The 19,669-nt window shown below is 69.4% G+C and carries 11 protein-coding genes; 4 read left to right on the top strand and 7 right to left on the bottom strand.

Translation table 11 applies throughout. The features are described from left to right. Positions 1 to 91 precede the first annotated feature (91 nt). Together CUJ89_RS06235 and CUJ89_RS06240 are read right to left on the bottom strand one after the other, a co-directional pair. On the bottom strand, positions 92 to 1,459 hold the full coding sequence (locus CUJ89_RS06235; protein WP_114176586.1) for an amino acid permease: 1,368 nt from the start codon (positions 1,457 to 1,459) through the stop codon (positions 92 to 94). Positions 1,460 to 1,750: 291 nt separating this feature from the next. Continuing rightward, on the bottom strand, positions 1,751 to 4,042 hold the full coding sequence (locus tag CUJ89_RS06240; protein WP_114176587.1) for an FUSC family protein: 2,292 nt from the start codon (positions 4,040 to 4,042) through the stop codon (positions 1,751 to 1,753). A 182-nt stretch (positions 4,043 to 4,224) separates the two neighbouring features. On the opposite strand from CUJ89_RS06240, the gene recC reads away from it, so the two are divergent. The 4 genes from recC to arfB are packed head-to-tail and all read left to right on the top strand — an operon-like array spanning position 4,225 to position 13,944. Next, complete coding sequence (gene recC / locus CUJ89_RS06245) at positions 4,225 to 7,563, top strand: exodeoxyribonuclease V subunit gamma (RefSeq protein ID WP_114176588.1); 3,339 nt, start codon at positions 4,225 to 4,227, stop codon at positions 7,561 to 7,563. Next, complete coding sequence (gene recB, locus CUJ89_RS06250; protein WP_114176589.1) at positions 7,560 to 11,270, top strand: exodeoxyribonuclease V subunit beta; 3,711 nt, start codon at positions 7,560 to 7,562, stop codon at positions 11,268 to 11,270. The genes recC and recB overlap by 4 nt, the downstream gene beginning before the upstream one ends. After that, complete coding sequence (locus tag CUJ89_RS06255) at positions 11,267 to 13,543, top strand: AAA family ATPase (protein WP_114176590.1); 2,277 nt, start codon at positions 11,267 to 11,269, stop codon at positions 13,541 to 13,543. The genes recB and CUJ89_RS06255 overlap by 4 nt, the downstream gene beginning before the upstream one ends. Next, on the top strand, positions 13,540 to 13,944 hold the full coding sequence (gene arfB, locus CUJ89_RS06260) for an alternative ribosome rescue aminoacyl-tRNA hydrolase ArfB (protein WP_114176591.1): 405 nt from the start codon (positions 13,540 to 13,542) through the stop codon (positions 13,942 to 13,944). Before CUJ89_RS06255 ends, arfB begins: the two co-directional genes overlap by 4 nt. A 66-nt stretch (positions 13,945 to 14,010) precedes the next feature. Here the strand turns inward: arfB and CUJ89_RS06265 are convergent, their stop codons facing one another. From CUJ89_RS06265 to thiC, 5 genes are all read right to left on the bottom strand, one after another. After that, a complete protein-coding gene (locus CUJ89_RS06265) occupies positions 14,011 to 15,291 on the bottom strand; it encodes an EAL domain-containing protein (protein ID WP_114176592.1) in 1,281 nt (426 codons plus the stop codon). A gap of 364 nt (positions 15,292 to 15,655) precedes the next feature. Beyond that, a complete protein-coding gene (locus tag CUJ89_RS06275; protein ID WP_114176593.1) occupies positions 15,656 to 16,582 on the bottom strand; it encodes a DMT family transporter in 927 nt (308 codons plus the stop codon). A gap of 140 nt (positions 16,583 to 16,722) precedes the next feature. Further along, complete coding sequence (locus CUJ89_RS06280; protein ID WP_114176594.1) at positions 16,723 to 16,971, bottom strand: hypothetical protein; 249 nt, start codon at positions 16,969 to 16,971, stop codon at positions 16,723 to 16,725. 191 nt (positions 16,972 to 17,162) lie between these two features. Continuing rightward, entirely contained in the window at positions 17,163 to 17,375 is a 213-nt protein-coding gene (locus CUJ89_RS06285; RefSeq protein ID WP_114176595.1) for a glycine zipper 2TM domain-containing protein, read from the bottom strand. A gap of 245 nt (positions 17,376 to 17,620) precedes the next feature. Continuing rightward, on the bottom strand, positions 17,621 to 19,552 hold the full coding sequence (thiC, locus tag CUJ89_RS06290; RefSeq protein ID WP_114176596.1) for a phosphomethylpyrimidine synthase ThiC: 1,932 nt from the start codon (positions 19,550 to 19,552) through the stop codon (positions 17,621 to 17,623). Positions 19,553 to 19,669: the final 117 nt, after the last annotated feature.

Raw genomic sequence — 19,669 nt, forward strand, 5'->3', positions numbered from 1 at the left:
CCCGCGGCTTCCGGCGCGGCAGGCGCCGCGCAGAGCCGGGAAAGAAGCGGGCGCCGAAGCCGGCGCGCCGCGTAGGCAGGTCAGTCGTGCGTCAACGTGACGCAGGTGCGAACTTCGGGCGGATCCGTGCGTAGAACACGACCGCGAGCAGCGCGAGCCAGGCCGCGCCGACATACAGCGCGACGCGCGTATCGTCGAACCAGCCGAGCATCACGATCACGAAACCCATGAACGCGATCGTCAGTGCCGGCGCGACCGGCCACAGCGGCACCTTGAACTTCAGCGCCGCGACTTCGGCGCTCGACAGGCGGCGGCGCATCGCGACCTGCGACAGCAGGATCATCAGCCATACCCACACGGTCGCGAACGTCGCGATTGCGGCGACCACCAGGAACACGTCCTTCGGCATCAGGTAGTTGAGCACCACGCCGACCAGCAGCGCGCCCGCCATCACGAGCACGGTGACCCACGGCACGCCGTGCCGCGACGTCGTCATCAGCACGCGCGGCGCCTGGCCTTGTCGCGCCATCCCGAACATCATCCGGCCCGCGCCGAAGATGTCGCTGTTGATCGCCGAGATCGCCGCGCTGATCACCACCAGGTTGAGGATCGTCGCGGCCGACTTCACGCCGAGCGCCGAGAAGATCTGCACGAACGGGCTGCCGTCGCCGCCGACACCCGTCCACGGGCTGATCGACATCAGCACGACCATCGTCAGCACGTAGAACAGCAGGATGCGCGCGGGCACCGCATTGATCGCGCGCGGAATCACCCGCTCCGGGTCCTTCGCCTCGCCGGCGCTCATCCCGATCACCTCGATCCCGCCGTACGCGAAGATCACGACCGACAGCGACGCGATCAGCCCGCCGATGCCGTTCGGCAGGAAGCCGCCGTGGTTCCACAGGTTCGCGAACGTCGGCACGTCGGCCGAATGGCCGAAGTGCATGCCGGTCACCAGAATTGCAACGCCGCCGCCGATCATCGCGACGATCGCGCCGACCTTGATGATCGACAGCCAGAACTCGAGCTCGCCGAACACCTTCACGTGGCACAGGTTCAGCCCGCAGATGATCGCGACGACCCCGAGCACCCAGATCCATTGCGGGACATCCGGAAACCAGAAGCCCATGTAGATGCCGAACGCGGTGATGTCGGCGATCGCGACGATCACCATTTCGAGCGTGTAGGTCCAGCCAGTGACGAATCCCGCGAACGGGCCGAGGTTCTCGGTCGCGTAGTGGCCGAACGAGCCGGCGACGGGTTCGCGCACGGCCATCTCGCCGAGCGCGCGCATCACCATGTAGACGGCCATGCCGCCGAGGATGTACGCCAGGATCACGGCCGGGCCCGCGAGCTGGATCGCGGACGCCGAACCGTAGAACAGGCCCGTGCCGATCGCCGAACCCAGCGCGAGAAAGCGGATGTGCCGCGCGCTCAGGTGGCGCTGCAAGTTTTTCATCGAGTCTCCGATATCGTTATGCGACGGACCGGGCGAGCGGGACCGGTCCGATTGGCTCAAGTTGTATATACAACTTAAATGTGAACGAATGATAACAAGCCGGGACGGGTGACCGGAATCGGGTATTCCCTGACTGGCGCGACGGGTGAAATAGGGGGTGGGGCGGTCGCGCGACGTGCGGGCGGGCCGCGCGGAGCGAGTGGGTCATGCTTCGGGAGATCGCTGAATCGGGGCGCGCCGGTGGCCGGTCCGCAGCGTGCGCGGGCCGGCCACCGGCGGGGAAAATCGGGGTCAGCCGGGCAGGCGAATCACGCTTGCGTCCTTGCGGATCAGCAGCGACGACGCGAGCATCTGCTTGCACTGGTGCGCGAGCACCTTCAGGTCATGCGTGAGCTCGGCGCCCACCGCATCGGATTTTTCCGCGGACACGACCATCGCGTCGAGGTCGCGCGTGATTTGCTTCGACGCGTCGAGCTGATCGGCGGGCGGCGGCTCGCCGGCCTCGGCCTTCTCGAGATTGTCGAGCACGGCGGCGAGCCCGCGCTGCAGCGCGTCGTCGTGGACGAGGGCGCCGTCGGCCGCGCACGCGCTGCGGATCAGCGGCGCGGCGGCCGTGATCTGCGCGCCGAGCACGTGCGTCTGCACGAGCAGGTCGTTCAGCTCGGGCACGAAGCGCTGGTGCGCCTTCGGCTCGATCATCATCCGCTGGAACGCCTGCCCGAGGTTCGCGAACGCGATGTTCACGTCCTTGCGCGCGAGCCGGTAGCGGTAGTCGTCGTCGAGGCTGGCGGCAGGCGTCTCGATCGCGGCGGCTACGCCCGCGACGACGGCCGCGCCGTCAGCAACTGGCACGGGTGGCGGCGACATGCCGCGCCCGGCGCGCCATACGGCCTCGAAATACTTGCGGCTCGCCGTGAGCATGTCGGCGACCTGCTTGCCCATCAGCCGGTATTCCCAGTACGGGAACAGCCGGCTCGCGGCGATCGCGATCATGCAGCCGACCACGGTGTCGATCGCGCGCTCGCCGATGATCCGCATGCTGCCCGGCGCGAGCAGGTGGAACATCAGCAGCACGTACGACGACGTGAACACGACGCTCGCTGCATAGTTGAACAGCAGCAGGCTGTAGCTCATCACCATCGACCCGAACATGATCGCGATCAGCAGGTGCGGCTCCTTCACCGTATAGATCAGTGCGATGCTGGCCGCGCAGCCGATCAGCGTGCCGATGATCCGCTGCGCGTTGCGCTGCTTGGTCAGCGAGTAGCCGGGCTTCAGGATGATGATGGTCGTCATCACGATCCAGTACGCGTTCGTGAGCGGCAGCAACCGGCCGAGCCAGAAGCCGATCGCCACCGCGATCGTCACGCGCAGCGCATGGCGGAAGCTCGGCGAGCGCATGTTCAGGTTCGAGAAGATCAGCAGCGGCGACATCCGGCGGCGCTGCAGGAAGCGCGTGAGCGCCTTGTCGATCTTCAGTTCGGTTTGCTGCGGGTCGGCGCGGCCGGACAGGTTGCGCCGCATCCGGTCGATCAGGCGCGTGGCGCTCCAGATCCGCCTGAAGGTGGCCAGCACGGCCGCGTATGCTTCCGCGTTGGTGGCCGCGAAGTTCTTCTTGCGCATCAGCTCGATCTCGTACTCGATCGCGCGCAGTTCGGCCTTGACGCTGACGTGCGAATGCGGCGCGCGGTTCTCGAGCACCGCGAGGCCGATCTCCTCGAGATCGGCGGCCGCCTTGCGGATCAGGTCGCGGTAGAAAATGATGAGATCCGAGCCGCCGAACGTGTTGCGCACCAGCGGGTAATCGGTGTGCGCGCCGACGAACAGCTCGTGCAGGTCGACGCTGTTGATGAACAGGTTGTACATCGTCGTGCGGCCGGGATCGAGCTTGCCGCGCCGCAGCTTCGGCAGGTTGCGCAGCACGATGTCGCGCGCGGTTTCCTGCGTCTCGACCGCGGTGATCTGCTTCGCGACGAGATTGCGGTAGCACTCGTCGAGATCGGCGTCGAGATCGTAGAACTGCGCGCGCGCGAGCAGGTAGTCGGCGCACGCGAACAGGCTCTCGGCAAGCGCTTGCTGCTCGATCCGGCGCGCCTGCCATTGCGACACGAGCGTGGCCCAGTACGTATACCAGAGGCCGCCCGCGAGAATCCAGCCGGCGTTGATGAACGCCTGCAGCGGCGTGAATTTCTCCTCGAGCGTCATCACCATCATGAACAGCGTCGCGAAGCTGATCTGCGGCCAGCGGTTGCCGTAGACGACGATCAGCGACAGCACGAACGTGAGCGGCACGATCGTGAGCCACAGCGCGAAGATGTTCGGTGTCGCGAGGCCGGTCGCGAGCGCGGCCAGAAAGCCGATCACGCTGCACGCGAGCATTTCGTTGTGCTTGTACTTGAGCGGGCCCGGCATGTCGACGACGCATGCGCCGAGCGCGCCCGTCGAGATCGTGAAGCCGAGCTCCCGGTTGTGAAACACGATCAGGCACAGCACGGCCGGCAGCGAGACGCCGACCGCGATCCGCAGGCCGCCGAAAAAGTACTGGCTGTAGAAAAACTTTCTGATTTCGACCGAATAGCGCATCGATGGGCTGAATGGCAGACGAAGAGGCCCGGGGGCGGCGTATTGACTGGCGACGAGTCTATCGTATTTCGCTCTCCGCAAAACCTGGCTTTCCGGACGATGCTCGCGGCGGCGGTCCATTTGCTATCCTTGGTGATCCTGTTCGCCCGGCCCGGCCGGCGCGAGGTTCCGACACCTGCTTCATGCTCCATCTCTTCTATTCGAATCGTCACGAAACGCTGGCCGACGCGCTGCTCGAGGATCTGGCCGCGTTCCCTGCCCGCAACGGCCCGTGGGCGCCGCAACAGGTCATCGTGCCGAGCGCGGCGCTGCGCCGCCGTCTCGAGCTCGACATCGCTGCGCGCAACGGCGTGTGTGCGAACGTCGAGTTCACGTATCTCGCGCAATGGCTGTGGGCGCAGATCGGCCGCGTGCTGACGGTGCCCGCGCGTTCGCCGTTCGCACCCGATCGCCTCGTGTGGCGCTGCTACCGGCTGTTCGCGCAGGCGGCCGACGGCGCGCCGTGGCTCGCGTCGCCGCGGCTTGCCGCGTATCTGTCCGCGTCCGACGACGCGATGCGCTACGAGCTCGCGCACCGCGTCGCGGCCGTGCTCGATCATTACCTGACCTATCGCCCCGAATGGCTGGCCGCATGGCAGGCTGGCGAGTCCGTGCTCGCGGGCGACGGCGCGCCGCGCGGAATCAGCGACGCCGCGCGCGACGACGAGCGCTGGCAGGCCGCGCTGTGGCGCGCGCTGCTCGCCGAACTGAGCGACAGCGGCACGCCGCCCGCGCACCGTTTCCTGATCGAGGCGCGCCATCTCGATCCTGAGGCGGTCGTGCGCGCAGACTGGCCGGAATCGGTCAGCGTGTTCGCGCTGCCGACGATGCCGCCGCTGCACATCGCGCTGTTGCGCGAGCTGTCGCGCTGGATCGACGTGCGCGTCTATGCGCTGAACCCGTGCCGCGAATTCTGGTTCGATATCGTGACCGCCGCGCATGCCGAGGCGCTCGACGCGGCCGGGCGGCTCGACTACCAGGAAGTCGGCCATCCGCTGCTCGCCGAATGGGGCAGGCAGACGCAGGCGCAACTTCACATGCTGCACGAACTGACTGAAAGCGCCGCATCGGGCGATGCGTCGCGTTTCGTCGAGAATCCCGCGCCGACCTGGCTCGCGCGCGTGCAGAACGCGATCCTCGAACTGCAGCCGGAGGCCGAAGCCTGCGACCCGCCGGCCGAGCGCGGGATCGAGGTGCACGTGTGCCACAGCCTCGCGCGCCAGCTCGAGGTGCTGCACGACCGGCTGCTCGCGTGGTTCGACGCCGACGCGAGCCTGCAGCCGTCCGACGTGCTCGTCGCGGTGGCCGACCTCGCGGCGGCCGGGCCGCTGATCGACGCCGTGTTCGGCACGGCCGGCGCCGGCGGCGCGCGCGTGCCTTACCGGATCACTGGCCTGCCGCCGTCGCAGGCGAACCCGGTCGCGCGCGTGCTGCTCGACTGGCTCGCGCTGCCGGAGCGGCAGGTCGGCGCGCCGGAGCTGGTCGAATGGCTGCGCGTCGACGCGGTGGCTGCGCGCTACGGCATCGATGCGGCCGCGCTCGAGACGGTGCAGACCTGGCTCGCGGCCGCCGGCGCGCGGCGCGGGCTGTCGCCGCTCGCGAGCGGCGACGCGGCCGTGCCTGCGCTGCGCCATACGTTCTCCGATGCGCTCGCGCGGCTCTTTCTCGGCTATGCGATGCCGGAAGGCGCGGCACCGGTCGGCGCGTGGCTGCCGATCGAGGCGGCCACGGGCAGCGAGGCCGAACTGCTCGGCCGGCTCGCGCGCTTTACCGACGATCTCGACGGTTTCGCGCGGCGGCTGGCCGAATCGCACACGCCGCGTGGCTGGAGCGAGCTGTTCGCCGACACGCTCGCGCGTTTCTTCGATTCGGGCGCCGCGTATGCGGACGCGCTCGCGGGCGTGCGCGATGCGCTCGACGCGATGCTGGCCGCGATGACGGAGGGCGCGCCCGACGAAGCGTTGCCGGCGGCCGTCGTCCGCGCGGGGCTGGCCGCGGCGCTCGACGATCCGGCGCGCGGCGGGGTGCCGTGGGGCGGTGTCACGTTCTCGTCGCTGACGAGCCTGCGCGGCCTGCCGTACCGTGTCGTCTGCCTGCTCGGGATGGATGACGGCGTGCTGCCGAGCCTCGCACGCGCGGACGAATTCGACCTGATGGCCGTGTTGCCGAAGCTCGGCGACCGGCAGCGCCGCGACGACGAGCGCAACCTGTTTCTCGACCTGCTGCTCGCCGCACGCGACCGATTGCTGATTGCCTACACGGGCCGCAGCATTCGCGACAACGCGCCGTTGCCGCCCGCGGCACTCGTCGACGAACTGCTCGATCATCTCGCACTCGTCACGGCCGGCCTCGACGCTGCGCCGGACGCCGTCGATGCCGCGCGGCGCGCGTTCATCGTCGAGCATCCGCTGCAACCGTTCGCGGCCGCGTATTTCCGGCCCGGCAGCGAACTCGTTTCCTATGACGCCGAGCGCGCGACGCTCGCGTCGCTGCTGGCCGCCGATGCGTCGCGCGACGGGCCGCGCGAGCTGCCGTTCTTCGCGCAGCCGCTGCCGGCCGAGCCGGTCGAACCCGTCGCGTTCAGCGAATTCGAACGATTCTGGCGGCATCCCGCGCGGGCGTTGTTGCGCGCGCGGCTTGGCATCGTGCTCGCCGACGCGCAGGCCGAACTGCTCGACACGGAGCCGTTCGCGCTCGACTTCGCCGGCAGCGACGCGCTCGCCGGGCGTGTGCTGCCGCTGCTGATCGAATCGGGCGACGGGGCCGTGCATGATCATGCGCTGCGCATCGCGGACGCGAGCCCCGAACTGCCGGGCGGCGCAACGGGCGCCGTGTGGCGCGACCAGGCGCTCGGCTCGATGACGCAGCTTGCGTCGAACGTGCGCCGCGCGCTGGCCGACGGCATGGAGCGGCGGCCGTTCTCGCTCGTCGTCGTGCCGGCCTGGCCCGACACGGAGCAGGCGCTGTTCGGCGCCGACGACGCCATGCTGTCGGCCGACGCGGTGAGCGCGCCGCTCGAACTGCACGGCACGCTGAACCGGCTGACGCCGGCCGGGCAGATCATCTACCGCTATGCGCGGGCGAGTGCGCGCGACTACCTGTCCGCGTGGCTCGCGCATCTCGTCTACTGCGCGGTCGAGCCGGGCGGCCCGCGCCGCACGCTGTGGTTCGGCAGCGGCGGCGCGTTCGAGCTGACGCCCGTCGCCGCGCCGCTCGAGCGGCTCGCGCCGCTTGCCGCGCTGTTTCGCGCAGGGCGGCGCATGCCGCTGCGGTTTTTCCCGCGCAGCGCATGGGCGAGGGTGTCCGACGGCGAGGCCAAGGCCGCGAGCGTCTGGATCAACGAACGCGTCGTGAGCGAAGCCGACGATCCTGCCATCGCGATCGCATGGCGCGGCGCGCATGCGTCGCTCGACGAGCCGTTCGGCACGCTCGCGCGGCTCGTGTTCGAGCCGCTCGTCGAACATCTGAAGGAGGTCGCATGAGCGCCGTGTCGCAGCCGCAGCCGGCGCTCGAACTCGACGTGTTCGCGTGCCCGCTCGATGGCGTCAACCAGATCGAGGCGTCGGCCGGCACCGGCAAGACCTGGAACATCTGCGCGCTGTATGTGCGCCTGCTGCTCGAAAAGGATCTCGGCGCGGACGAAATCCTCGTCGTGACCTTCACGAAGGCGGCGACGGCCGAACTGCACGAGCGGATTCGCGGCCGGCTCGCGCAGCTCGCGCATGCGCTCGACACGGGCGACGACGGCGGCGATCCGTTCATTGCTCGCCTGCTCGACACGACGCTTGGCGAAGACGGCGCGCTCGATCCCGAAACGGCCGCGAAGCGGATCCGGCGCGCGCTGCGCGCATTCGACCAGGCCGCGATCCATACGATCCACGCGTTCTGCCAGCGCGCGTTGCAGGAAGCGCCGTTTGCGGCCGCGATGCCGTTCGCGTTCGACATGGAGGCCGACGACGCGTCGCTGCGCTTCGAGCTCGCGGCGGACTTCTGGCGCACGCGCGTCGAACCGGCGGCCGCGCGCTGGCCGGGTTTCGCGATCTGGCTCGTCGAATCGGGCGCCGGCCCGGCCGCGCTCGATGCGCAGCTCGCGCGCCGGCTGAAGAAGCCGCTCGCCGCGCTGCGCTGGGACGGCGTGACCGAGCCGGACGAATCGGCCGAGGCCGCCGCGGCCGAATGCTTCGCCGAGGCGGCGCGGATGTGGGCAGCCGAGCGCGATGCGATCGATGCGTTGCTGCGCACCGCGCAGCCCGCGCTCAACCAGCGCTCGCACAAGCCCGACGCGGTCGCCGATGCGCTCGACGCGTGGGCCGCGCATTTCGCGCAGGGCGATGCGACGGCTGCACTGCCGAAGGCCGCACTGAAGCTCACGCGCACCGCGCTGGCGAAGGCGACGAAAAAAGGCGGCGCGACCCCCGAACACGCGTTCTTCGACGTGGCCGATGCGCTCGAAGCGGCCGTGGCGGCGGCCGAGGCCACGCAGCGCGCGCGCTGGCTCGCGCTGATCGCCGAATGGCTCGACATGGCGCCGGGCGAGCTGGCCGAGCGCAAGCGCACGCGGCGCGTCGTCTCGTTCGACGATCTGCTCACGAACCTGTACCGCGCGCTGCATGCGCACCCGTGGCTCGCGGAGACGCTGCGCGCGCGCTATCCGGCCGCGCTGATCGACGAGTTCCAGGATACCGATCCGCTGCAGTTCGCGATCTTCGACCGGATCTTCGCGCCGCGCGGCCCGCTGTTTCTCGTCGGCGATCCGAAGCAGGCGATCTACAGCTTCCGCGCGGCCGATCTGCATACCTATCTTGCCGCACGTGCGCGGGCGAGCGCGTGCTACACGCTCGCGGTCAACCAGCGCTCGACGCCCGCGATCGTCGATGCGTGCAACCGCTTCTTCATGTCGAACCCGCACGCATTCGTGCTCGACGGACTCGACTATTACGCGGTACGAGCCGGCACGCGCGTGCGCGCGCCGTTCGTCGACGAAACCGATCCGGGCCCGGCCGGCGACTTCCGGGTCTGGGCGTTGCCGGGCGGCGAAGGCACGCTGCTCAAGCGCGATGCCCAGGCCCAGGCTGCACAGGCTTGCGCGGCCGAGATCGCGCGGCTGATGCGCGGTGCGCGCGAAGGGCGCGTGCGGCTGGGCGGCACGCCGCTGTCGCCGGGCGACATCGCGGTGCTCGTGCAGACGCACCGGCAGGGCAGCCTCGTGAAGCGTGTGCTCGCGACATGGGGCATCGGCAGCGTCGAACTGGCGCAGGCATCGGTGTTCTCGACCGGCGACGCCGAGCAGCTCGAACGCGTGCTGGCGGCGATCGATGCGCCGGGAGACCTGCGGCGTCTGCGCGCGGCGCTCGCGTCCGACTGGTTCGGCCTCGATGCCGGTGCGCTGTGGCGGATGGAGCAGGGCGACGGCGATGCGCAACGCGAAGCGTCGGCGGCCGACAGTATCGATGCGATGAGCTGGGTCGAGCGCTTCTCGCGGTATCGGCTGTTGTGGCGCGAACGCGGTTTCGCGGTGATGTGGCGCACGTTTACGCGTGAGCTGCGGATTGCCGAGCGGTTGATGGCCGGTGCGGACGGCGAGCGCCGCGTGACCGACATCAACCATCTGGCCGAACTGACGCAGGCCCGCGCATCCGCGCAGCCGGGCATCGCACCGACGCTGCGCTGGCTCGCCGCGCAACGGCTCGACGGTGGCGGCGAGGAAGCGCAACTGCGGCTCGAGTCCGATCGCAACCTCGTGCAGATCGTGACCGTGCACAAGTCGAAAGGCCTTGAATACGCGATCGTGTTCTGCCCGTTCCTGAACGACGGCGGATTGCGCGAGCCGCCCGCGTCCGCGCTGCCCGATGCGCGCGAGTATCACGACGACGCGGGCGACGCGGTGCTGCATTACGGGTGCGACGACGAGGCGGCCGCGCACGCGGCGCGGCAGGCGATGCGCGAGCAGGCCGCGGAACGCGCGCGGCTCGTCTACGTGGCGCTCACGCGCGCGGTCTATCGCTGCTACGTCGTCGCCGGGCCGTACCTGTCGTCGCGCTCGACGCGCGAAGCGCGGCGCAGCGTGCTCAACTGGCTCGTCGCGGGCGCCGGCCAGTCGTTCGATGCGTGGCTCGACGAGCCGCCCGATGAAGCCGCGCTCGATGCGGCGTGGCGCGCGCTCGCCGGCGGCCCCGTAAGCGTCGCGCCGCTGCCGGTGCCTGCGCGCCGCGAGCGTCTCGCGGCCGGGCACGACGCATCGGAGGTACTCGCGGCGCGCCATGCGACACGCGTGCTGCGCGATGCGTGGCGGATGGCGAGCTTCAGTTCGCTGACCGCGTCGATGGCGCGCGAGGAGGCGGGCGTCGCGGCCGTGCCCGACGACGAGCTGCGGCCCGATCACGATGCGCTTGCCGCGGCAGCGCCGGACGGCGAGTCGATACTGGCCGATACGGTTGCGCCCGAACCGCCGGACGACGACATCCTCGTATTTCCGCGCGGCGCGGCGGCCGGCGAGTGCCTGCACCGCCTGTTCGAACTCAGCCGGTTCACCGAGCCCGAGTCGTGGCACAAGGCCGCGCTCGGCGCGCTGCACGATCGGCCGGTCGAGGCTGCGCCCGAACTTGCTACCCGGCTGCCGGCGATGATGGCGCGGCTGGTCGACGATGTCGTGCGCACCGAGCTCGTGCCGGGCATGCGGCTCGCCGATCTCGATCCCGCGAAGCGGCTCGACGAAATGGGTTTCCTGTTCCCGGCGCCGTCGCTCGACCTGATGGCGCTGCGCCGGCTGCTGGTCGCGCACGGCTATCCGGACGTTGCACTGGAGGCGGGCATGCTCGCCGGTTTCATCAAGGGTTTCATCGACATGATCGTCGAACACGACGGCCGCTTCTGGATCGTCGACTGGAAGTCGAACCATCTCGGCACGACGCCGGACGCCTACGGCCCGCGCGCGCTCGACGTCGCGATGGCCGATCACGCGTATCACCTGCAGGCGCTGCTCTACACGGTCGCGCTGCATCGCTACCTGCGCGGGCGGCTGCCCGACTACGACTACGACACGCACATCGCGGGCTACCTGTACCTGTTCGTACGCGGCGTGCGGCCCGACTGGCGCAGCGGCGGCGAGCCGGCCGGCGTGCATGCGCGGCGGCCGGCGCGCACGCTCGTCGACGTGCTCGACCGGATGATGGAAGGGGGCCGCGCATGAACGCGCCAGACGACACGCTCGAATTTACCGGCGGCCTCGTCGCGCGCCTGCCCGAGCCCGCCGATTTCGGCATCGCGCTCGCGGAAGGCTTCGCGCGTCGCATCGGCGACCTCGCGCGGCGCGCCGGTGCGCCGTCCGTGTCCGCGCGCTGGGCGGCACGCGCCGCGTTCGCGACGAGCCGCGCGACCGCGGGCGGCCACGTGTGCGTCGCGCTTGGCGCGCTCGCACAGCGCTACGAAGCGCCGCTCGACGAGGTACGCGCGGCGCTCGCCGCGAGCGGCGTGGTCGCGTTCGGCACGCTCGCGCGCGGCGACGAGCGGCCGCTGATCGTCGACCGGCACGACCACCTGTACCTGTCGCGCTATTTCGATTACGAGCGGCGGCTGGCCGATGCGCTCGTTGCGCAGGCCGGTGCTGCCGCGCCGGACGAAGGCCTGTCGCCCGACCGGTTGCGCGACAGCCTCGCGCGTTACTTCGGACCGGCGACCGGCGAAGTCGACTGGCAGCGCGTCGCGGCGATCGTCGCGCTGACAGGCCGCGTGACGATCGTCAGCGGCGGCCCCGGCACGGGCAAGACGACGACGGTCGTCGGCGTGCTGGCCTGTTTGCTCGACGCGCACCCGGGGCTGCGCATTGCGCTGGCCGCACCGACCGGCAAAGCCGCGCAGCGGATGCAGGAAGCGCTGCATGCACGGGCCGGCGACCTGCCGCCCGCACTCGCGGCGCGCCTGCCCGACACGTCGTACACGCTGCATCGGCTGCTGGGCGGCGGCGGGGCGGCCGGCTTCCGGCATCATCGCGACAATCCGCTGCCGTACGACCTGATCGTCGTCGACGAGGCGTCGATGATCGACGTCGCGCTCGCCGCACATCTGCTCGACGCACTCGCGCCGGGTGCACGGCTCGTGCTGCTCGGCGACAAGGATCAACTGGCCGCGGTCGAGGCGGGCGCCGTGTTCGCGGAGCTGAGCGCACGGCCGGCGTTTACCGCCGCGGCGCGCACGCACATCGCGCGGGCGCTCGGCATCGACGAGGCAGCGTTCGTCGCGGCGTTGCCGGTGCCGGACGCCGTCGCGACGGCGACGGTTCCTGCTGCGAATCCGGTTCCCGCGGCGGCTCCGGCGTCGCCATCTGCCGCCGCGTCACGCAAACCGGTGTCAAGGCCGCGAGCCGATGCGCGACAGGCATCGCTCTTCGACGACGAACCGCAGGACGACGCGGTGTCCTCGGCCGACGTCGTGTTGCCGCCAGCCGGTCCGGCGCTGACCGATACCGTTGATGCAGGTAAAGCGAGCGCCGGCCCTGCGTGGATCGAGGTCGACGAACTCGCGTGGCTCGACGCCGTCGAGCTGCCGCCGTTCGATGCAGGCGACGCGGCGCTCGCGTCGACATTGCCCGGCGAAACCGCCGCCCCGTTCGCAACGCCGGCCCCGGCGCCGCTCGCAGATTGCGTCGTATGGCTCGAACGCAATTACCGCTTTGGTCTCGATTCGCCGATCGGGCAGCTGTCGCTCGCGATCCGCCGCGGCGACGTGCAGGCCGCGCTCGACGCGTTGCCCGCGGACGACGCGGCCGCCGCGTCGTTCCACGACGATGCGGGCGAGTCGCTTGCGTCGTCGACGGTCGAGCGGCTCGCGCGGCAGTTCGGTGCTTACCTCGACGCATTGCGCGACGCGCTGGCCGCGCCGGTGCCCGATCCGCTGCCGCTGTTCGACGCGCTCAACCGGTTCCGGATCCTGTGTGCGACCCGCAGCGGCTTGCGCGGCGCGGAGCACGTCAATGCGCTCGTGGCTGCGCGTGTACGGCACGCAGCGGGCGTGCCGCTCGCGGTCGGCGCGCACTGGTTCACCGGACGACCGATCATGGTGACGCGCAACGACTATGCGTTCGGATTGTTCAACGGCGATATCGGCATTGCGTTACCCGACGCACACGGCGTGCTGCGCGTGTGGTTCAGGCGCGCGGACGGCACCGCGCGCGCCGTGTCGCCGGCGGCGCTGCCGCCGCACGAAACGGCATTCGCGCTGACGGTCCACAAATCGCAGGGCTCGGAATTCGACGAAGCCGCGCTCGTGCTGCCGGCATCGTTCGGCCGTGTGCTCACGCGCGAACTCGTCTATACGGCCGTCACGCGTGCACGCACGCGTGTGCAGGTGATCGGGCCGCGGCGCGTGCTGGCGCAGGCGGTCGCGACGCGCACGCAGCGCGATTCGGGGCTCGCCGCACGCGTCGACGAGGCGCTCGCACGGCGCCGCACGGAGCCTTCGCGATGATGATCCGCTATACGCTCGATCCGGCCGAAGTCGAATGGACGGCCGTGCGCGCGCAGGGCGCGGGCGGGCAGAACGTGAACAAGGTGTCGAGCGCGATTCACCTGCGCTTCGATATCCGTGCGTCGTCGCTGCCGCCTGTCATCAAGGAGCGGCTCCTCGCCCTGTCCGACCAGCGCATCACGCGCGACGGCATCGTCGTGATCAAGTCGCAGGAATATCGCACCCAGGAGAAGAACCGCGAGGCCGCGCTGGCGCGACTCGATACGTTGATCGGCAGCGTCGCGTTCACGCCGCGCGCGCGGGTCGCGACGCGGCCGACGCGTGCGTCGAAGGAACGGCGGCTCGAGCACAAGTCGCGCCGCAGCGCGGTGAAGTCGGGAAGAGGGAGGGTGGACGACTGACGAGCGGATGGCCGGAGGGTCGGACATCCGGCGGGCATGGCAGGCGAACGTCCGCCGCCGCGCCGGTTAGCGCATCACGGTCCCCGCGCTGTCGAGCACGAAGTCGACGCAGAACACCACGAGCCGGCTCTGCGCGCGGATCGCGACGGCGGCCGTATAGCAGTCGCGGCCTTCCGTCAGCGAGAAGTGCGGGCCCATCAGCGCGACGCGTCCGGGCGCGGCGATCGCGCGCTGGAAGTACGGGCGCCGCGACCAGTTGCTGTGGGTTTCCGGGAAGAGCGGCGCGAGGCGGGTGGCGCCCGCCTGGCCGTCGTCGGGGCGTGCGCCGATCGACGGCAGAAACTGCTCGCCGATCTCGTCGGTGACGAACACGCGGCGCGCGGCCGGCACCGCGAACACGCGTTGCGCGGCGTCCTGCAGGTTGCCGCTCGCGGAAAATGCGGCCGCGCCGGTGAGCACGAGCCGCTCGATCGCGTCGAAGCCCGGCTGCTCGGCGGCGACGGGCGTGTGCCGGCGGGCGATGAAGCGCTGCCACGCGGCGTCGAGCATCGCGGGCGCTGCCGCGCTCGCGTGCGCGATCGACGTATCGGGCTGGCCGAACTGGAAGCCCTGTACGAAATCGATGTCGGCTTCCATCAGCACCTGCAGCGCGTCGTCGCTTTCGACGCCCTCGGCAAGCACCATCGCGCCGGCCTGGTGCAGCATCGACACGAGGTGATGCATGATGCGGCGATCGTCGGTCGACCCGGTCGAGCGCTCGACGAGCGAGCGATCGAGCTTGACGATGTCGGGCCGTGCGCGCCACACGCGGTCGAAGTTCGAGAATCCCGTGCCGAAATCGTCGATCGCGATCAGGAAGTCGCGATGCTGGATCATGTCGATCGTGCGGGCGAGCGCGGCTTCGTCGCGCGACGGCTGTTCGACGACTTCCAGCACGATGCGGTTCGGCGGCAGCGCGAAATGCCGGCACAGCGCCTCGACGAACTCGCGCTGCACGAGGCCCGAATCGAGCACACGTGGCGTCACGTTCAGGAACAGCCAGCCGTCGCCGATACCTTGGGTGACGAAGTTGGCCGTGTGCAGGCAGCGCGCGAGCCGGTCGAGCAGCAGCGCGTCGGCGTCGCCGCGCGTCTTGTCGAAGAGGGCAGTGGGCGAGACCAGCGTGCCGTTCGCGTCGACGACGCGCAGCAGCGCCTCATAACCGACGACGCGCTTGTGTGTGATCGACAGCACGGGCTGGAACACGCTGCGCAGCGTCGTGGTGCGATAGGTGGCGAACCAGCCGCTGGGCGTCGGCGTAAGGCGTTCGAGCAGGGAGTCGAGCGACAGGTCGCGGGCGGGCTTCATGTCAGCGGTGCCCGGAGGCGAACGGCGGGGCGGTAGCGTGCCGCCACACTGAAGCAGCCGCACGCGCAGGCGGACGCGAAAGAACGTGAGGCATCGTGACCGCCTTCTGCGGGTAAGTGTTCGGAGTGTAACGGGAATACGGCGGCACGCGTATCAGGGAAACTCCAGACGCACCGGGTACGCGATGCGGCCACGGCCGTGCGTCGCGGCCGCATCGCGTGCGGCGGTGGTGCGGAAATCCCGGCGGCCGGCACAGCCGCGTGCGAGCATCGCCGTCAGACGAATGCCGGCGCGCCGGTGAACACGCGGTGCCCGGCCGTCGGCGATCACCGCACGACGGCCGGCGGCGCGTGCGTCCGGCGCCTCAGGTCGCTTCGCCGCTGCGCGTCCGGAGACCGGGAATCCGCTTGATCACGCCGGTCGCGAGCGCGGTGCCGACGAGCACGATCGCGCAGCCTTCGATCATCACGGCCGACACGTGTTCGCCGAGGAACAGCGCGCCCCACAGCAGGCCGAACACGGGGATCACGAACGTCACGGTAATCGCACGGGCAGGGCCGATATGCGCGATCAGGTAGAAGAAGATGAAATACGCGATGCCCGTGCATGCGATGCCGAGGGCGAGCACCGAGCCCCACGCGTGCGCGCTGACCGGTGCGGCCGGCCAGGTGGCGATCGCGAACGGCAGCAGCAGGACGGTCGAGCCGATCATGCTGCCGGCCGCGTTGACGAGCGGATCGACGCCGCTGAGCTTGCGCTTCGTGTAATTGGCCGCGATGCCGTACAGCAGCGTCGCGCCGAGCGCCGCGGCGGCGGCGAGCGCGGTCGCGCTGGCGCCCGTGTCGCCGTGCGCATTCGCGATCTGGTTCCATACCAGCGTGAGCACGCCGGCAAAACCGATCACGAGGCCGAGCGCGCGCGGCAGCGACAGCTTGTCCTTCAGCCACAGATAGGCCACGAGCGCGCCCCAGAGCGGCGTCGTCGCGTTGATTACCGACGTCACGCCGGCCGACAGCGTCAGTTCGGCGAACGCGAACAGGCAGAACGGCACGCCCGAGTTCAGCGCGCCGACGACGAACAACGGCCACGCATGACGGCGCAGCCGGGCGCCGAGATCGGCGGGTTTGAAGCGCGTCAGCGCGAAGCCCGTGAGAAACAGCGCGCCGATGCCCACGCGCAGCGCCATCAGCGGCGCGACGCCGAAATCGACGACGCCGATCCGGATAAACAGGAACGACGCGCCCCACAGGGCGGCGAGCACGGTCAGCAGAATGGCGTTCTTGGGCGACATCGATCGTGAGGGCGGGGGACGGGATGCGGTGCATCTTACACCGCGTTACCGCGCCGTCGTTTCACGATTCGATGAAACGACAAGAAACGGGAGTTTCGCCGGTTGCAGGCGCCGGACGGCTGGCTGTCGGCGTTGCCCGATCAGTGATGGCGCCGGCCGCCGCGTCCGCCGAAGCCGAAATTGAGCGATAGCGCCGGTCCCCAATAGCCGCCCCACGCTGGCGCATAGGCAGGCGCCGGATAGTAGTAGACGGGGCCCGGATCGGCGTACACGGGTGCAGGCTGCACCGGTGCCGCCGTGTAATAGCCGCCAGGATAGTAGCCGTACGGGTAGTAGCAGCCGGCGAGCGTCGTGCAGGCGAGCGCTGCGGCGACGAGGGTCCTGTTCATGATGTGTCTCCGGCGGAGCCGGCAATCGGCAGATGCTTAAGCTTAGGTCGCGCGCCGATGACACTGTGTGCAAAACGGTAACGGATCATTTCCGGGCCGATGCCGCGCGCATCGCGGCGCCGCATGCGAAAACGGCGCTTCCGCACCGCGGAAACGCCGTCTGGCCGACTGTCGCGGCGTGCCTGGCCGGCTTACTTGCCGACCTGGTTGCCGATGATGCCGCCGGCCGCCGCGCCGCCCAGCGTCGACAGCGCACTGCCGCCGATCGCCGCGCCGGCGACGCCGCCGACACCCGCGCCGATGGCCGTGTCGCGCTGGCGCCTCGTCATCGAATCGCAGGCCGACAGGCTGGTAACCGTCGCGACGAGGAGAGCACATACCCCAATACGCCGAATCGAATTCATGATCGTAGTCCTTGTGGTAGTGAACGGAGGACGCGCGACCGGCTGGCGGCCACGCATGCCCCCAATCTACGCGCCGCCCCGCGACGCTGCTGTAAGGACTTGTTAAGGCGCGCGCGGTTTCGTAATCAATTGTTTCCCGTGTGCCGGCAGGCACGCGACCTGCGCAAAAAAGCCCGCTCGAAAGCGGGCTTCGTGCATCGCGATGCGTTTCCGGTTGCGTTTCCGGTGCGGATCGCCGCGTGCGCTTATTGACGGTGATAGATCTCGGCGCCGGTCTTGACGAACTCGACCGCCTTGACTTCCATCCCCTTTTTCAGCGCTTCGGTTTCCGACACGCCCTGCTGCGCCGCGAATTCGCGCACGTCCTGCGTGATCTTCATCGAGCAGAAGTGCGGGCCGCACATCGAGCAGAAGTGCGCGACCTTCGCCGAATCCTTCGGCAGCGTCTCGTCGTGGAATTCGCGCGCCTTGTCCGGATCGAGACCGATGTTGAACTGGTCTTCCCAGCGGAACTCGAAGCGCGCCTTCGACAACGCGTTGTCGCGCACCTGCGCGCCCGGATGACCCTTGGCGAGATCGGCGGCGTGCGCGGCGAGCTTGTACGTGATGATGCCTTCCTTCACGTCGTCCTTGTTCGGCAGGCCGAGGTGTTCCTTCGGCGTCACGTAGCACAGCATCGCGGTGCCGAACCAGCCGATCATCGCGGCGCCGATGCCCGACGTGATGTGGTCGTAGCCCGGCGCGATGTCGGTCGTCAGCGGCCCGAGCGTGTAGAACGGCGCTTCCTTGCACCAGTCGAGCTGGAGATCCATGTTCTCCTTGATCAACTGCATCGGCACGTGGCCGGGGCCTTCGATCATCACCTGCACGTCGTGCTTCCACGCGATCTGCGTGAGCTCGCCGAGCGTCTTCAGCTCGCCGAGCTGCGCTTCGTCGTTCGCGTCGTAGATCGAGCCGGGACGCAGGCCGTCGCCGAGCGAGAAGCTCACGTCGTACGCCTTCATGATCTCGCAGATGTCTTCGAAGTGCTCGTACAGGAAGCTTTCCTTGTGATGCGCGAGGCACCACTTCGCCATGATCGAGCCGCCGCGCGACACGATGCCGGTCATCCGGTTCGCGGTGAGCGGCACGTACTGCAGGCGCACGCCCGCGTGGATCGTGAAGTAGTCGACGCCTTGCTCGGCCTGCTCGATCAGCGTGTCGCGGAAGATTTCCCAGGTCAGGTCCTCGGCCTTGCCGTTGACCTTTTCCAGCGCCTGGTAGATCGGCACCGTGCCGATCGGCACCGGGCTGTTGCGGATGATCCACTCGCGCGTTTCATGGATGTGCTTGCCGGTCGACAGGTCCATCACCGTGTCGCCGCCCCAGCGGATCGCCCACGTCATCTTGTCGACTTCCTCGCCGATCGACGACGTGACGGCCGAGTTGCCGATGTTCGCGTTGATCTTCACGAGGAAGTTGCGGCCGATGATCATCGGCTCGGATTCCGGGTGGTTGATGTTCGCGGGGATGATCGCGCGGCCGCGCGCGATTTCGTCGCGCACGAATTCCGGCGTGATTTCCGTCGGTGCGCTCGCGCCGAACGCCGCTGCGCCGAATGCCTGGCCCGGGTGCTGGCGGCCCATCATCGCGGCAAGCTTCGCGCCGTTCGGGCCGCTCGACTTCAGGCTCTCGAGGTACTCGGCGCGGCGCTGGTTCTCGCGGATCGCGATGTATTCCATTTCCGGCGTGATGATGCCCTGGCGCGCGTAGTGCATCTGCGTGACGTTCTTGCCGGCCTGCGCGCGGCGCGGGTTGCGGTGCAGGCCCGGGAAGCGCAGCTCGGCCGTGGCGGGATCGGCCGCGCGTTCGAGGCCGTACTGGCTCGACAGGCCCGGCAGCCCCTCGGTGTCGCCACGTGCTTCGATCCAGCGCTGGCGCAGCGCGGGCAGGCCCGCGCGGATGTCGATCTTCGCTTCCGGATCGGTGTAGGGGCCCGACGTGTCGTACACGTAGATCGGCGGATTCTTTTCGCCGCCGAAGCCGGTCGGCGTGTCGGCCTGCGTGATTTCGCGCATCGGCACGCGGATGTCGGGCTGCGAGCCGGTTACATAAACCTTTCGCGAATTGGGCAGCGGCGCGACAGCGGCGGCGTCGACGTGAGCGTCGGCGGACAGAAACTTCGGGTTGGCGTTCATGCAATCTCCTGTGTCGGCCCGAGTTGGCGCTTGAGTGCTTACTCGGGTCCCATGCAAAGCAAAGTGGGGTGCTAGCTAAGCAGGAGACGAGATTCGTGAGGCGGCGGGTTTCGTCAG

The sequence above is a fragment of the Burkholderia pyrrocinia genome, from assembly GCF_003330765.1.
Lineage (GTDB): Bacteria > Pseudomonadota > Gammaproteobacteria > Burkholderiales > Burkholderiaceae > Burkholderia > Burkholderia pyrrocinia_B.